Genomic DNA, 15,229 nt, shown 5'->3' on the forward strand with positions numbered 1-15,229 from the left:
ATACCGGATAAAACAGGCCTTTTTTTGAGAGTTTAAGGTCTGTTTTTTTGCATGACGTTCTTTTCTTACATCGAACTCAGGTTAATCTATTCGTTTCGCAGGTTTTCGGCCGGATTGGTTAAGGCCGCTTTAGTGGCCTGCGAACCAATAGTAAGTATGGCTACGGTAAGTACCATTAAGGCTCCTCCGGCAAGCTCCCAAAACCCAATAGAAATGGTGTATTGTATGTTGTTGGCTATTGTGGTCTTAAAAATGTAAACAGCTATGGGTATACCTATGGCCGAGGCAATAACCAGTATCCAAATATAGCTTCTGGATAATAGGGCAACGAGGTGGTAAAAGCCGGCTCCTAACACTTTTCTGATGGTAAGTTCTTTAATTTTCGATTCCGCGGTATACACCGCCATTCCGAGTAGTCCCAGCAGAGAAATACCAATGGCAATTATAGCCAGCAAGCCGTAGGTTTTCATGGATGACGAAAGAGTCTGATAGGTTCTTTCAATATCCTCGCTATAGAATGAAGCCTGCAGTTCGTGATGTGTATCTATTTCGGACCAGGCATCATCAATCTTCTCAAGGGTTGCGGGCAGGTCTGCCGACTTTAGTTTCAGGTTTGTAAGGTAAAGCTGATTCTCTTCAGGTTGAATAAAAGCAAAGGGCTGAATATCGTTATAGATGGTTCCGTAATGGAAGTCTTTGATAACGCCAACGACCATACGATGGTCGTTGTAGTAATAAAAGGTTTTTCCGATAATCTCCTCAGGGTTTTCAAAGCCGAATTTCTCAACAAATTGCTCGTTGACTATCATTTGTTTGGTTTTTAATTGGCTTGTTATCTCACGCCCCGCTACCAACTGATGACCAAGGGTGGAGGTATAGCTCTCTGTGACCCGCATGCTATAAACCACTACAGAATCACTTGCTTCCGGCAGTTTAGCATAATCTGAATTAGTGCTGCCTGTACTTAGTAGAAAGGCGGATCCGGAAATTGATTCGATTTCCGGAATTTGGCTAAAAGCGGCCTTTACAATTTCGTAGTCATTGCCCTGAAGCTCCACATTTAGAATGGCTTCGGTGTTATAGCCTAAATCGAAATTGAGGGCGTACTGATACTGTTTATAAGCCAGACTCACCAATACGGCAAAACCAATTGAGAGTATGAACTGAATACCAATGAGCACTTTTCTTATGTTAATGCCTCCTCCAATTTTCATGTTAGAAACGCCTTTAATTATGGTCACAGGCTTAAGCCTCGTCATGATCAGGGCAGGAGTAGTGCCAGCCAGAAAACCAATGAAAATGGCGAAGAGTACGAAGCATATGTAAGTGGTAGTGGTCAGTTCCAGTGTGGTTGTTCGCGATATGTAATAGTTAAGCGATAGAAACTCAGGCCGTATAAGTCGGAACAGAAAGAAGGCTAAAACCAATGCAAGTAATGAGACAAGTACCGATTCGGTGATAAACTGGGTGAATACCTGGCTTTTTTTTTGCTCCAACCACCTTTCTTACTCCAATTTCTTTCGCTCTTTTGAGTGATCTGGCAATGGAGAGATTGGCATAATTGAAGCAGGCCGAAACTATAACGATTAAGGCCAGTATAATCATGGAGTTAACATTACTCTTGGGAACAACGGTCCACACCTGATTGTATTTACCGTCACCCGGAAAAATATCGTTTAGGCGTTCATAGGTTAGAGCTATGCTCTGTTGCTCCATTTTGGCGTTTTCTTGAGATGCTATTTGGTTCAGACTTTGCTCAAACGCACTCATATTGGCGTTTTCTTGCATTAAGACATAAGCATAGCTACTCCACATGGTGCTCCAGTTAAACAGATAGGTGGTTTGCTCATTATTGCGGAGCGAGCTTAGCGAGGCCAGAGCTTCAAAATGAAAGTGGGTGTTTTTGGGTAGCTCCTTGAGTACGGCAGTTATCGTATATTCTTTTCCGTTTCTTTCCAGTGTTTGTCCTAGCACATCCGTTGAACCATAGATTTTTTCGGCTAGGGTTTGGGTTAAAACTATTGAATATGGCTCTTTCAAAGCGCTTTTCGGGTCGCCTTGCAGTACCGGAAAACTGAAAATACGGAGAAATTCTTCATCAGTATAATACCCCTGAAAAGAATAGTTATTTTCTCCAGTTGCCAGATCGCCACTAAAGCCTTTAAACATTCCCGATACTCTCTCTACACCCGGAACCTCGGCCCTTATTCTGTCGGCAGTAAGTAAGGAAGTAGAAGCATAAGCCTGGGGTGCATTGTCCAGAAAAGTTCTTACATTATTGATGCGATAAATTCTGTCTTTGTTTTCGTGAAATTGATCGAATGAGTAAATCTCATTGACAAAGGCAATGGCGAGCAGGCCAACTGCCATGCTCATGGCTAAACCAAATATATTAATGGCTGAAAAGAGGCGGTTGCGCGATAGGTTTCTAAAGGCAACCAAAGTGTAATTCTTAAACATGGCAATGTTGTTGTTTTGAGTTTGAACCCTGAGTTTCTTAGCTACTGAAGGTCGAAGCAGTTTGAGTACTTCCAGCCGGTATTGTGTGCGCGCTTTTCTTTGACCGTATTGTTGAATGTTTGAGTAAAACTTTTCCTCCAAATCACCCTGCAACTCCTCGTAGAAGTCATCGTGGCAGAACCATGTCAGCAGTCGGGTGAAATATTTAGGAGGTCGATTATTCATTTCTTAGTGATTCTGTGGGATTAACCAGGCCAGTTCTCCAAGATTGATGTACTACTATTCCCAAGACAATCGCCCAGGTTCCAACAACGGTGAGAAGTAAATGCGGAGTGGATATCTGAAGCTTTATGGCAATGGTGGGGAAAATTATTTCCCTAAAAACTAGGAATACAAGTGGTAGGGCAATGAGTGTGGAGATGAATAGTGTCTTAAAAGATCCGCGTGAAAGCAAGGTAATTATTGAGCCAATACTTGCTCCCAATACCTTTCTTATTCCAATTTCTTTGGTTCTGCTTTGTGTAGCATAAAGAGCCATACCAAACTGACCCAGAAGAGCAATCACTACGATGGATATTCCGGTGATACTGAGGATGTTCATCATATTGAAAAATGGTCTATAGTTATGTTCGATTTTATCTGTCACGAATTCTGTTTCTAGCGGTTTGTCACCAGCAATGCTAGACCAAAGACCTTCAAGCTTGCTTAGTACCTGGTCTGCATTGGCAGGTTGCAGTTGTATAGTGGCGTACTTAGTGAGAAGAGTGTCTTTTATGTTCCTGATCATAAGTGGAAGCCTGTTGTCTTCCAAACCATCGTAAATGTAGTTGTCTAATACACCCACGATCAGTAGCTTTTCTTCAACATCATAATGATCAATGATTACTTCAGTATTGAGTGCATCTAGGGTTGACACACCGATAGAAGCGAGGAAATTCTCATCGACTAGAATTTCGTTGTTAAGGCCTTCGGTAAAGCCTGAACCTATGATTAACTGTGGCGAATAAACCTGGCTGAACCTCTCATCCGTTGTAGCATAGCGAGTTGAGAAAGTGTCCATTCTGTCCGCACTGAATCCGAATCTTCTGGACATACCGCCAGTTCCGGGTATTATAGAGGTAAAAGAGAAGCTCTCTATTTCTGGAATTTTACTCAACTCTGCTTCAATTAATTTCGGATCAACTTTTTTAAGCGGAAAGGCGATGAGGTCAGCAGAAGTAAACCCAAGATCTGTATTAAGTATCTGATATCTCTGATTTAAACTAAGAACTACAAACAGAATACAAAAGGTGGAGAAGGTGAGCTGAATGCCAACAAAGACTTTCCTTAGCGTTGAAATTCTAATTCCTTTTTTGTTGAACGACTCATTGATTGAGGCCAATGGTGAGATTTTCGAGAAATAAAGGGAAGGTAAGAATCCGGCAATAAAACCGACCAGCAAGCTGAAACATACAAACCAGGTGATGATCTCAACATTGAGCTGACTGGTAAAGAGCGCTGAAAATTCAGAGATGTACATCTCGAAAAACGGCACTAAGTATTTGTAGAAACATAATGCTAAGACAAGGGCCAGTAGTGAGAAAACCACGGTTTCAACCAGAATTTGACTAATAATCTGACCCCTAGAACTGCCGTTGATTTTACGAATTCCAATTTCTTTGGAGCGTTGAATAGCCCTGGCAATAGAAAGGTTGGTGTAGTTAAATGATGCCAGCGTAATTAAAAGTGCAATTGGTGCGATGAGAATAATGAGGGCTGTTCTAGAATAGACATGCCTGTGGTCTGCTATTAGCTCCTTGCCAAACATTATGCTTGAAACAGGCTGCAATTGCATGCTGTAGGTGTTGCCATCAGCTATTGCTGAGGTCATTTCATTGCTGAGCTGTTCAAAGTGCGATTCTAACTGATCGATATTGGAATTCTGGTTCAACTTTATGTAGCTGTAATAGCTTTGATCGTAGTTTTGCCACCTTTTTAGTACGGATTCAAATTCCTCAGGACTTATTCTACTTCCCAGGAATTCTATATTCGAGAGGAATTCAAAGTCGAAGTGAGATTGCTTTTTAGGAGATTTAATTACGGCTCGAACAATTGATCCAGATTTCGTTTGCTTGCCAATAGCACTTTCATCACCAAAAACCTTTTGAGCTAGCTGGTCAGTTATAACAACTGACTGTAGATCATTGAAAAGATCATACGGGTTACCTTCTACCACTTCAAAGTTGAACATATCTAAAAATGCCCTGTCAATGGGATAGCCTGCTATTCGTATTTCCTCGCCTTTCTTTTCAAAGTAGCCAATCATATTGGTGAGAATAATGGAAGAGGTTTCAATTTGAGGAATTGAGTTTAAGTGCCATTTTAGGGCAAAAGAGGAGGTGGCCCAATTCATTTTGCCATGAGGGCTTTCAACTGTTGTCGTGACTCTGTAAAGCCTATCCACATCTTTAAAGTCCTTGTCATACTGATAGCCAGTATAGATCATGTTCACGGCAAACAAACAGATGGTGAGCGCTGCCGCCAATCCAAAAATGTTTACGGCACTAAAAACTTTGTTCCGCTTCAGATTTCTGAAAGCCAATAGAAAGTGAAACTTAAGAAGGGAGGTGTGAATGAACTTCGGAAGTTTCAATTCGCGCTTTACTACCGACATTCGCACCATCTTCAAAACCTCTTTCCTATAGATAGCTTTCGCTTTTCTTGGCCCTCTGGTATTGGTGTTTTTAATGTATGACTCTTCTAAGTCGCCCTGTAGTTCTTCAAAGAGGCTGTCATGGCAGAGCCATTTGAAGATTTTCGTCCAGAATTGTGGTGTTTGATTGCGTTCCATTAGGCCTGTACTTTTTGAAGTGCCACTTTAGGGACACTGCTCCATAAATCTTCTCTTAAAGCTTTGGCTTCTTCCAAAGCACTTTTGCCAAGATTGGTTACCTGGTAGAAGCGCTTTCTGCGGCCACCTCTTTCTGCAGTTGCTCCTCCGTACTCTGAGCTGATAAACCCTTTTTCATCCAGACGGGTAAGGGCAGTGTGTAAAGCTCCACGGCTTACGCTTCGGCCTGTGCGTTTTTCGATTTCTTCCTGAATGCTCACTCCATACGCATTGTCTTCCAACACCAGAATAGTGAGAAGAACAACCTCCTGGAATTCGCCTAAATACGTGCCTTTCATTGGTTTGATTCTTAAATGAAGACTAAATGTATGAAATTTATTTCTTAAATGAAGACTAAATAATCAAAACTGACCATCATCCATTAAAAAAAGAGGAGCTCAGAAGCCGGCTTATCGTCTGTCAGGCCAATTTTCAGGCGGGTTTAGGCAGATCTTTTTTTGTGGCTTTCAGGCTCCTCTTATTTAAGCAGAAGAGGCTAAGGCTATTCGCTCCTAAGGTTTTTAATCGGGTTGCTAAATGAAGCTTTGAGTGTTTGAAATGAGATGGTCAGAAGAGCGATAGCTGCCAGTATAACTATGGGAACGATGAAGAGATTTGCCCGAATAGGTATGCTGAATGCAAAGTTCTGGAGCCATTTATGGATGGCCAAATAAGCCAGGGGTACGGCTAGTAAATTGGCTATGAGAATTAACACCATGTACCTTTTGGAAAAAAGTAGAGTGATTTGAAGGCTGCCTGCACCCAATACCTTCCTTATGCCTATTTCCTTAGCTTTCTGAACTACAGTGTAGGAAGCTAGCCCGAAAAGCCCCAGACAAGCAGCAAAAATGGCAAAGCCGGCAAAAGCATTGAAGATACTGGCAAACTGCTGGTCTTGTTCATATTGGCGGTTAAAAAAGTCGTCCATAAAGAAGAACTCCAATGGGTTACCGGGAAAAGCCTCATGGTATTTTTCTTCAATTTGCTCTAAGGTAGCTTTGGTATTTTGCGAGTTGATTTTTAGTGAGAAATATCGGGTGGTAGCCGGAATGTAGTAAAAGGCACTGGCTACATAGCCTTTGTGCAACGATTTCCAGTTATGATCCTTCACAACTCCACGAATTAAGCTTGTGTCTCCGCTTATAATAAGTCGTTTCTCCAGGGCCTCCTCTGCTGTGCCCAGGCCAAACACCTTGAGTGCCTCTTCACTTACAAGCACACCATTGCGGTCCATTTCATCGGGCGAGTCGTAAGCATCCGAGAAGTCTCTTCCACTAATCAGCTCCATGCCATAGGTTTCCATAAAACCTTTGTCAATCCAGGTGGCATCAATACGCTTTACTGCGCTTTGTTCGGTATCCTCTCTTCTGGCATTAGTTGCAAAAGAATAGCCTGCACCCGGAATGCTCCGGGAGGAGGCGAAGCTTTCTACTGTGGCAATAGATTTCACCTGGTTTTTAAAGGCTTCAAAGTTTTCAAGGCTCACGCCCACACGGGGTCCTTTTATAACAAGTACCTGATCCATTTGAAAACCGGTATCTCTGTTTTCCATATAGCGCAATTGCTTTGAAACGGCAAAGGTTCCTGCCATGAGGAGCGTAGAAACCACAAACTGAAACACCACTAGTGCTTTTCGCACGGCAAAACGGTCTTTCTGTCCACCAGATTTTTGGCTTTTGAGTGCATTTACCGATTGGTAAGCCGAAAGAATAAAGGCAGGGTAGAGGCCTGCAAGCACAGGACCAACTACTATTAGGGTCAACAATAGGATTTGTATTACCGGGGCATTCCAGGTGAGTTCCAAAGGCAAGTCAATAACCTCGCCCATTATGGGTAACAACAGGTAGGTGATGGCCAGGCCAAGTGCAACGGCTATTAGGTTTATCCAGAACGATTCGGTAAGAAACTGAGCAATGAGCTGCGGCCTTATGGCTCCCATTGCTTTTTTGATCCCCACTTCAACACCGCGTTCGGTTGCTTTGGCTGTAGAGAGGTTGATAAAGTTGATCCATGCAATAACTAGTATGAAGAGTGCTATTACTATGAGAAAGTAAATGGTACCCATGTCTGTTTTATTGGCCTGTTCGCCATCTTCATTATCAATACTCGATTGCAGATGCACATCCAGTATAGGTTCAAGAGATAGCACTTCCCGGGTGCCACTGCTTTCAAGCTCTTCAGCTCTATACCGATGCATGAGATTGGCTATTTTTTGTTCTGCCTGCTGCTCTGTTACCTGAGGGTTTAGTAAGGCATACACAAAAAAATTGGTCCAGCCCCAGTCGGCTCCTGGTTGGGTGTATTGGTTGCTCTGTAGTACTTTTTGCAAGGGCAGGAGTATGTGGAAATTGAGGTGCGAGTTAGCCGGAACATCTTTTAGAATGCCGGTAATAGTAAACTCTTCATTGGTGTAACCTCCATTAATTCGCAGACTCTGCCCAATGATTGCATCATGGCTAGAACCAAAATATTTATCGGCAATTTTCTGTGTAATAACCACGGCATTCGGACTGCTCAGGGCTGTGTGGGCATCGCCCTGCAACAATTCAAAGGAGAAAATGGAAAAGAATGAGGGTTCGGTGAAAAGTACTTCTTCTTCAAAAAAAGGTCTCACGCCACCTTTCTGGTCGGTTCGTTGTACAATGGCACCTCCATAGTATGGGTGAACGCGCGCTGCCTGTTCAATTTCAGGAACATCTTTGAGCAAAGCAGGGGCAAGGGCAAAGCCGCAATAGAGGCCTGTGTTGCCATATTCTCCATTCTGATAGGCCGTGGTGAGCACACGGTATATTCGATCCGATTTGCTGTGAAACCGATCGAAGCTCAACTGAAACAATACGTATTGAGTGATTATGAGGCAGGCAGCAATGCCAATGGCCAGCCCGGTTATGTTAATAAATGAATACAGTTTGTTTTTGGCCAGGTTTCTAAAGGCCAGTTTTGAATTAATGCTGAACATGGGGTTGAATGTTTGAGTTTTGACGAATGATTTTACGGCAAAGGGTTTGAGAAAACGGACCACGTCTATGCAGTACCAAAATGCTGCATAGTTTTTTCCTTTATCCTGCTGCCTGTAGTAATAATCCTCCTCAATATCGCCCTCTATTTCTTCCAGAAGTTCCGGTTTGCAGAACCACCGGAGAAACCGTTGGGCTAAACGTGGAGGAGATTGACCTTGGATAGACATATGTTTATGTAGTGAGCTTTACCTGAAGAGCCTGTTGGGGTATGGCATTCCAAAGTTCTTCTCGTTGTTCACGGGTTTCTTCGAGTGCTTTTACTCCCGATGAGGTAATGGTAAAGTACCGTTTGCGCTTACCACCTCTTATGCTGGTGGCTTCTCCAAACTCGCTACTTACGAGCCCTTTTTTTTCCAGCCGGTTCAACGCTCCATGAACCGTGCTGAGCGTTACTTTTCTTCCTGTTTTTTTTCGGATTTCATCCTTGATACTCACGCCATAAGCTTCCGGATAGAGTACGCCAATAGTGAGTAATACAAGTTCCTGAAATTCACCTAGGTTTGTTCCTTTCATTATATAAAATTCGTATATGACGATAAAATGAATAGTTCAATAGAGTTACTTATTTAGGTCACATAGAAGTAAATAGACAATTTGAGCTAGAAGCTGTGTCTTCACAGTGCCATGTGACTGAGTATGTAAATCTATAGTTTAATTCGTAATTGACGATAATATCCTTAGACGGAGATTGAGTCAAAAAGTTTTTATGATCTGAAAAGTATTAGAAAAGAGTGCCGATGATCAATCATCGGCACCTCCGAATTTTCATTCGTTTCTTAGCGTTAGAGCCGGGTTAGAGCGGGCGGCTTTCCAGGTTTGTGATCCTATGGTTAGAAAGCCTATGCCAAAAATAATTATTACTCCCAGGCTCAATTCCAGTAGTCCAATGTTTGCCCGATTGGCCTGATCGGCTAAAATCAGTTCATCGAATAAATAGTAAGTGGCTGGTACAGCAATGGCCGTGGCCAATAGCAACAGGAGCATAAAACCTCTGGACAGTAGCGTAATAAGGCTGCCTTCGGTGGCACCCAATACTTTACGTATACTTATTTCCTTTAGTCGGGTCTCTGCAGTATACACACCCATGCCCAGTAGCCCAAGCGAAGCAATACATATGGTTAAGAAGGCCAGGAAACCTACCAGGGTATAGGTGACTGAAAACTGTTCATAGGCTCTTTCCAGACCATCTTTATAGAAATATCCTTTAAAGTCGTGCACCTCATCGAATCCGGCCCAGGCCTCTTCTATTTTCTTGCGGGTTGAAAGTAAATCGTTGCTGGAAATCTTTAAACTTAGCATTCGGGCTTCTTGTGGTTTATGTCTGAAGGCGAAGCATTCAATCTCAGAGTCCAGGGTGGCATAATGAAAGTTTTCAACCACTCCCACAATAGTTAAGCGTTCTCTGCCGAACTTCAGGCTTTCGCCTATGGCTTCTTCGGGGCTGCCCAGTTTAAAGTGCTTTATAAACTGCTCGTTCACAATCATGCTTTCTTCTACCTCTACCGAGTTTTTCTCAGGAAAATTGCTGCCGGCCAGCAACCTGTGTTTCATTAAGGGAATATAGCGATGGTCTATACTAGAGTAATAGACCGATGCAGAATCCAGACCATCGTCAGACTTTACCTGGTTGGCCCAGCGGCTTCCAATACTCAGTATATGTGATGACTTGGCAATGTCTGTAACCTCCGGAATTTGCTCAAACATGGCTTTGGTGAGTTGAGGGTCGTTGTTCTGAAGGTCAATATTCAGCACGTTTTCCGTATCGAAGCCCAGATTAAAATTCAAAGCATATTTGAATTGTCTATGAGAAATGGAGGCTGATATAATGAACATCAGCGACAAGGTAAACTGAATGACGATGAGTGCTTTGCGTAGGTTGATTTTTGAAAAAGCCTTGGGGCCTGATGCGCTTTTAAGCACCTGAATGGCCTTGAGTTTAGAGAGGAACAAAGAAGGTAGAAATCCGGCAAAGAAGCCTACCAAAAGCGCAAATGCGATAAAGTAAACCAATACAATAGGCTCGTGCTCCAACCGCAACGTACTCTGAATTTCCGGGTTGAGGTTGAGAAACATTGGCCGAATAAGAAAGAATATAAAGTAGGCCATTATGAGTGAGGCAAGCGATATAAGACAGGCCTCAACAATGAATTGAGTAAACACCTGCTTACGTTGTGCACCTACTACTTTTCTTACCCCAACTTCTTTGGCTCTCCGTAAAGAACGGGCTATAGATAGGTTGGTATAGTTGAAACCGGCAGAAAGTATTACCACGAAGGCTAGGCCTGCAAATACCCAAATAACCTCGCGGCCTATACTAGGGCCTAGTTGGTTGCTTGTGTTAGAAGGCCCCAACATTATTTTGGTAATGGGCTGAGCCGCCAACTGAATGTTTACTTGTTTCGATTCACTGTTTTCGTCAGCGGCAATGGCGTTGAGACGATTTTCTATGTCGGCAATGTCAGTTTGGTCGTCCAGCCTGAAGTAAACATAGTTGGACCACATGTTTTGCCAGCTCAAAAAGCCTCTGTTGTCTTCGTTTTCGATTTCGAAGGTTGAGAACGAAACCAAAGATTGAAAGTCCATGTGAGAGTTGAAGGGAGGGTTTTTGACCAGTCCCGTTACCTGATATTCGTGTTCGGCCACGGTAATGGTTTTACCCATTGGGTCGGCTTCTCCAAAAAACTTGTTAGCGGTTTCTTCAGTCAGTACAATGGAGTATGGTGCTTTTAGAGCGGTGGCCGGGTCGCCACGGTATAGCTCAAAGGAGAGTACATTGAAGAAGTCTTCATCGGCCCAGAATCCGCTAATCGGTATTCTTTTGTCGCCAATTAGCCCATCTCCATTAAACCCGCGACTCATAATGGTGATGGCTTTCAGGCCGGGCACTTCTTCTTTCATTCTTTTTCCAACCAGTATTGAGGTAGAGGCAAAGAGGCTGGGGTCGCTCTCTAAATAGCTGTGGGTATTATTGATACGGAAAATCTTTTCAGCCTCGTGATGAAAGCGGTCGTAGTTTTTTACTTCTACAAACATGGTAATCATAATGAGGCAGACAGACATGCTCACAGCCAGACCAAAAATATTAATGGCCGAAAAGAGCTTGTTTCTGGCTATGCTTCGGATTGATGTTTTGAAATAATTTTTGAACATGATGAATTGAGTTAATTGATTCAGAAAATTGAGTTTTTTGACCGTGTACGGTTTAAAGAACCGTAGTGTATTGAGTGCATAAAGCCACCGGGCTTTACGGGCTCCTTTTAAACTAAGGTGCCGTTCAAAGTGCTCGTACAGATCGCCCTGAAGATCTTCCAGTAACTGAGGCTTGCAGTACCATTCTAAAAAGCGGTCGGCCCAACGTGGCGGTATGTTGTTTTTATTCTTCAAGCAATTTTAAGGTTGAAGTCGGGAATTAAGCTCCACAGCTGATCGCGCTGTTGTTTGGCTTTGGTTAAGGCCACTTTGCCGGCATGGGTTACCGTAAAGAATCGCTTTCTGCGCCCACCTCTTTCTTTGGTTGGTTCGCCCAAATGAGATTTGACATAGCCTTTTTCATCAAGACGGTTGAGTACAGCGTGCACCACGCTGAGTTTGACCTTGCGCTCTGTTACTCGTTCTATCTCATCACAAATGGCCACACTGTAGGCTTCTTCCATAAGTGCGGCTATGGTAAGCAATACAATCTCTTCGAATTCGCCCAAATTGGTTCCTTTCATTTTAGTGTTTTTATTCACTAAATGTATAAAAAATGAATCAGTCAGAAATTATTTCTTATACAAATAATGAAGTTATGTTTCCGCTTGTGTTGAGAGTTGCATAGGTACGTCTATTTAAGAGAGGGTAGAAGTGAGTTTAATTGAACTGTCGGATAGGTGTGTTCAGTTGTTGAAAAGAATGTGTAGGGCAATTGGGCCAGGTCATAAAAAAAGGGAAACGTTTATGCTCCCCTTTTTCAATTGCTTCGTGTATGATTACACGGTCATTATCTCTTTCTCCTTGAGGGCCAGGAGATCGTCCATCTTTTTGGTATATGTATCTGTAAGTGCCTGAACATCGTCTTCAGCAGCTTTAATGGCGTCTTCAGAAACACCTTCTTTAAGAAGCTTTTTAAGTTCATCGTTGGCTTCTTTTCTGGCGTTTCTCACGCTCACTTTACCGTCTTCGGTAACGCCTTTGGCTTGCTTGGCTAGTTGCACCCTTCTTTCTTCGGTTAGTTGCGGCACATTGATAATGATGTTTTCTCCATCATTTTGGGGGTTAAAGCCCAAATCGCTATTGATAATGGCTTTCTCAATTTCTCCTATAATAGATTTTTCCCATGGTTTAATAAATATGGTACGGGCGTCTGGAGTAGAAACTGAAGCCACCTGATTGATGGGGGTTGGTGCACCATAATAAACCACCATAAGGCCATCCAGCATACTGGGCATGGCCTTGCCTGCCCGAATCTTGGCTAGCTCTACCTTTGCATGAGATACAGCCTTTTCCATCATTTCTTTGGCAGTGTCTAAGTATATTTCTATCTCTTCCATATCAAATGTTAGCTAATGAGTGTTCCAACTTGTTCTTTTCCTTCAATGAGTTTTTGTAGGTTGCCGGGTTTGTTCATGTCAAAGACAATTATGGGTACATTATTTTCCTGACAAAGGGTAAAGGCGGTCATATCCATAATATTATAGCCTTTGCTAATAACTTCTTCGAAGCTAAGCTTTTCGAACCGAACAGCATTAGGGTCTTTTTCAGGGTCGGCAGAATATACTCCATCAACCCGTGTCCCTTTTAATACAACATCGGCCTCAATTTCAATGGCTCTAAGACTCGCTGTAGAGTCTGTAGTAAAGTATGGGTTGCCTATACCCGCGCCAAAAATAACAATTCGTCCTTTTTCCAGATGCCTTACGGCTCTTCTTCTTATAAAGGGCTCACACACTGCTTCCATCTTTATACCAGACATTAGTCGGGTATACATACCATGTTTTTCTAGTGTACTCTGAATAGCCATGGCGTTTATTACGGTGGCCAACATGCCCATGTAATCGCCTTGAACTCTGTCTATGCCTGAAGCTTCGGCCTGCACTCCTCTATATATATTGCCTCCGCCAATTACAATGGCTACTTCAACCCCCTGGTCTTTTACTTTTTTTATTTCAAGAGCATATTGCTCCAACCTTGCCGGATCTATACCATAGTTCTGCTTGCCCATTAAGGCCTCTCCACTAAGCTTCAGCAGTATTCGTTTATAAGACATTCCCTTTGTTTAAAACTTTATTAGTACTTGATTTTTTTCTACACTGTCGCCCTTTTTCACTTCTACACTTTTAATGCTTCCATCTCCGGCTGCTTTTAGTACGTTTTCCATTTTCATGGCTTCCAGAATCAGAAGCGGGTCGCCCTTTTTCACTTCCTTGCCTTCTTCTACCAAAATGTCTAATACCAGGCCTGGCATAGGTGCTTTGAGGTCGTTAACGGCCTGTACTGCTGACATGTCTATCCCCATAGACTCAAGGAGTACATCCATTTTGTCTTTGAGCTGAACGGTATATATCTGCTTGTTAATTTTGATCTCCGCAGTTTTGGTTGCCTGATCCAGTTTTAGGATTTCGGCTTTGAAGGTTTTGTGGTCTTTAATAATAAGGTGTTTGTTGTTAGTCTTCTTATGAATAGACCAGTTGATGGGCGAGCCATTAATGGTGGGCTGCTCACCATCAAATTGAATTTCAATTGGATTTCCTGAGGCAGTTTCTGTACGATACATTGAATAAGGTTTGTTCTCGGATTAATGGGATATTTCATCGGAAATTGAAACACCCTAAATCGCACAAATATAGATAACTATTTTTATTCAAGAAGGCTAAACTCTTTTGTGTTTGAGAGAAAACTCTTATGATTGCGCCCGAATTGCAAAAAGCTCGTTTGCGCTCAAATTGGGCGGTTTTTCGAGAGCCGATAAAAAGAAATATCTTTTTCAGGCAAATGTTTGATTAATATAAAAAAGGGTCTAATTTTGCATTCCCTTTCGCTGAAAGGCTTTTTTATGTCGTTCTTTTAGAGATTGATTCGGGGGGATACCAAAGCGGCCAACTGGGACGGACTGTAAATCCGTTGACTTATGTCTTCGCAGGTTCGAATCCTGCTCCCCCCACTAAGATATCTGAAGCCTTGGCGAATGATATCGGTTTCATGGCCAGGCGGACTTCTTGTTTCCTCAATAAAGTCATGAAGCACAAGCGGGTGTAGCTCAGTTGGTAGAGCGACAGCCTTCCAAGCTGTAGGTCGCGGGTTCGAGCCTCGTCACCCGCTCAGAGTGAGTACGAACTATCTTACTCCTGAGCCAATAAATATTTTGGTTTGCGGCACGGGTTGCCCCGGCCTTATGGTAGGTAGGAGTTTGAGTTTCGTCACCCGCTCAAATCTTTGGGTTCTAGGTTCAAAGTTTTGAGTTTTAATGATGCAACTTAAGACACAAGACTTAGAGCTTAAAGCTATTTAAGCCGATGTAGCTCAGGGGTAGAGTACTTCCTTGGTAAGGAAGGGGTCACGGGTTCAAATCCCGTCATTGGCTCAATTAAGAAGTTAATGACTTGCCCTGTTGGGCTTGTATTTCGAATTATATAAACATTAATATTAACTAATTTTCAAACATGGCTAAAGAAACCTTTGACCGTTCCAAGCCGCACGTTAATATTGGTACTATCGGTCACGTTGACCACGGTAAGACCACTTTAACTGCTGCGATTACTAAAGTATTGGCAGACGCTGGTCTTGCCGAAAACAGAGACTTCTCTTCTATCGACAACGCTCCTGAAGAGAAAGAAAGAGGTATTACTATCAATACCTCGCACGTTGAGTACCAAACTGCTAACCGTCACTATGCTCACGTTGA

12 protein-coding genes and 3 tRNA genes are annotated in these 15,229 nt (G+C 42.7%); 4 read left to right on the forward strand and 11 right to left on the reverse strand.

The annotated features are described in order from the left end of the window. Nucleotides 1-86: 86 nt before the first annotated feature. The 11 genes from B3763_RS01845 to B3763_RS01895 all read right to left on the reverse strand — a co-directional run bounded on the left by B3763_RS01845 (nt 87) and on the right by B3763_RS01895 (nt 14,101). The gene (locus B3763_RS01845) at nt 87-1,496 is read right to left on the reverse strand and encodes an ABC transporter permease (RefSeq protein ID WP_286743021.1); all 1,410 of its coding nucleotides are present in this window, start codon (nt 1,494-1,496) and stop codon (nt 87-89) included. After that, on the reverse strand, nt 1,387-2,685 hold the full coding sequence (locus B3763_RS01850; RefSeq protein ID WP_286743023.1) for an ABC transporter permease: 1,299 nt from the start codon (nt 2,683-2,685) through the stop codon (nt 1,387-1,389). Before B3763_RS01850 ends, B3763_RS01845 begins: the two co-directional genes overlap by 110 nt. After that, complete coding sequence (locus B3763_RS01855) at nt 2,678-5,290, reverse strand: FtsX-like permease family protein (RefSeq protein WP_286743025.1); 2,613 nt, start codon at nt 5,288-5,290, stop codon at nt 2,678-2,680. Before B3763_RS01855 ends, B3763_RS01850 begins: the two co-directional genes overlap by 8 nt. Further along, on the reverse strand, nt 5,290-5,628 hold the full coding sequence (locus B3763_RS01860; RefSeq protein ID WP_189630240.1) for a PadR family transcriptional regulator: 339 nt from the start codon (nt 5,626-5,628) through the stop codon (nt 5,290-5,292). The genes B3763_RS01855 and B3763_RS01860 overlap by 1 nt, the downstream gene beginning before the upstream one ends. Before the next feature lie 203 nt (nt 5,629-5,831). Beyond that, entirely contained in the window at nt 5,832-8,516 is a 2,685-nt protein-coding gene (locus B3763_RS01865) for an ABC transporter permease (RefSeq protein ID WP_286743032.1), read from the reverse strand. Nucleotides 8,517-8,520: 4 nt separating this feature from the next. Then, a complete protein-coding gene (locus tag B3763_RS01870; protein WP_189630242.1) occupies nt 8,521-8,862 on the reverse strand; it encodes a PadR family transcriptional regulator in 342 nt (113 codons plus the stop codon). Nucleotides 8,863-9,114: 252 nt separating this feature from the next. Beyond that, nucleotides 9,115-11,733, reverse strand: a complete 2,619-nt coding sequence (locus B3763_RS01875; protein ID WP_286743038.1) for an ABC transporter permease — start codon at nt 11,731-11,733, stop codon at nt 9,115-9,117. Beyond that, complete coding sequence (locus tag B3763_RS01880) at nt 11,730-12,062, reverse strand: PadR family transcriptional regulator (protein WP_189630244.1); 333 nt, start codon at nt 12,060-12,062, stop codon at nt 11,730-11,732. Before B3763_RS01880 ends, B3763_RS01875 begins: the two co-directional genes overlap by 4 nt. A gap of 255 nt (nt 12,063-12,317) precedes the next feature. Continuing rightward, nucleotides 12,318-12,878 (reverse strand): ribosome recycling factor, encoded by a 561-nt coding sequence (gene frr / locus B3763_RS01885; protein WP_189630245.1) that lies wholly within the window; start codon nt 12,876-12,878, stop codon nt 12,318-12,320. Between the two features lie 8 nt (nt 12,879-12,886). Next, the gene (pyrH, locus tag B3763_RS01890) at nt 12,887-13,594 is read right to left on the reverse strand and encodes a UMP kinase (protein WP_189630246.1); all 708 of its coding nucleotides are present in this window, start codon (nt 13,592-13,594) and stop codon (nt 12,887-12,889) included. Nucleotides 13,595-13,603: 9 nt separating this feature from the next. Continuing rightward, nucleotides 13,604-14,101, reverse strand: a complete 498-nt coding sequence (locus B3763_RS01895) for an acetyl-CoA carboxylase biotin carboxyl carrier protein subunit (protein ID WP_189630247.1) — start codon at nt 14,099-14,101, stop codon at nt 13,604-13,606. Nucleotides 14,102-14,405: 304 nt separating this feature from the next. Between B3763_RS01895 and B3763_RS01900 the strand changes: the two genes are divergently transcribed. The 4 genes from B3763_RS01900 to B3763_RS01915 all read left to right on the forward strand — a co-directional run. After that, nucleotides 14,406-14,488: transfer RNA gene (locus B3763_RS01900), tRNA-Tyr, on the forward strand. Between the two features lie 85 nt (nt 14,489-14,573). After that, a tRNA-Gly gene (locus tag B3763_RS01905) sits at nt 14,574-14,646 on the forward strand. A 190-nt stretch (nt 14,647-14,836) separates the two neighbouring features. Then, a tRNA-Thr gene (locus B3763_RS01910) sits at nt 14,837-14,908 on the forward strand. 79 nt (nt 14,909-14,987) lie between these two features. Beyond that, nucleotides 14,988-15,229 (forward strand): GTP-binding protein (locus B3763_RS01915; RefSeq protein ID WP_286743044.1); only part of this gene is annotated, 242 nt, incomplete at its 3' end.

Origin of the sequence: Roseivirga sp. UBA1976, assembly GCF_002336325.1 — a bacterium.
In the GTDB taxonomy this organism is placed as follows: Bacteria; Bacteroidota; Bacteroidia; order Cytophagales; family Cyclobacteriaceae; genus Roseivirga; species Roseivirga thermotolerans.

Excerpts from the sequence above, each read along its gene's own strand:
- B3763_RS01850 (WP_286743023.1), bottom strand. The coding sequence starts at position 2,685 with ATGAATAATCGACCTCCTAAATATTTCACCCGACTGCTGACATGGTTC.
- B3763_RS01855 (WP_286743025.1), bottom strand. The coding sequence starts at position 5,290 with ATGGAACGCAATCAAACACCACAATTCTGGACGAAAATCTTCAAATGG.
- B3763_RS01860 (WP_189630240.1), bottom strand. The coding sequence starts at position 5,628 with ATGAAAGGCACGTATTTAGGCGAATTCCAGGAGGTTGTTCTTCTCACT.
- B3763_RS01865 (WP_286743032.1), bottom strand. The coding sequence starts at position 8,516 with ATGTCTATCCAAGGTCAATCTCCTCCACGTTTAGCCCAACGGTTTCTC.
- B3763_RS01870 (WP_189630242.1), bottom strand. The coding sequence starts at position 8,862 with ATGAAAGGAACAAACCTAGGTGAATTTCAGGAACTTGTATTACTCACT.
- B3763_RS01880 (WP_189630244.1), bottom strand. The coding sequence starts at position 12,062 with ATGAAAGGAACCAATTTGGGCGAATTCGAAGAGATTGTATTGCTTACC.
- frr (WP_189630245.1), bottom strand. The coding sequence starts at position 12,878 with ATGGAAGAGATAGAAATATACTTAGACACTGCCAAAGAAATGATGGAA.
- pyrH (WP_189630246.1), bottom strand. The coding sequence starts at position 13,594 with ATGTCTTATAAACGAATACTGCTGAAGCTTAGTGGAGAGGCCTTAATG.
- B3763_RS01895 (WP_189630247.1), bottom strand. The coding sequence starts at position 14,101 with ATGTATCGTACAGAAACTGCCTCAGGAAATCCAATTGAAATTCAATTT.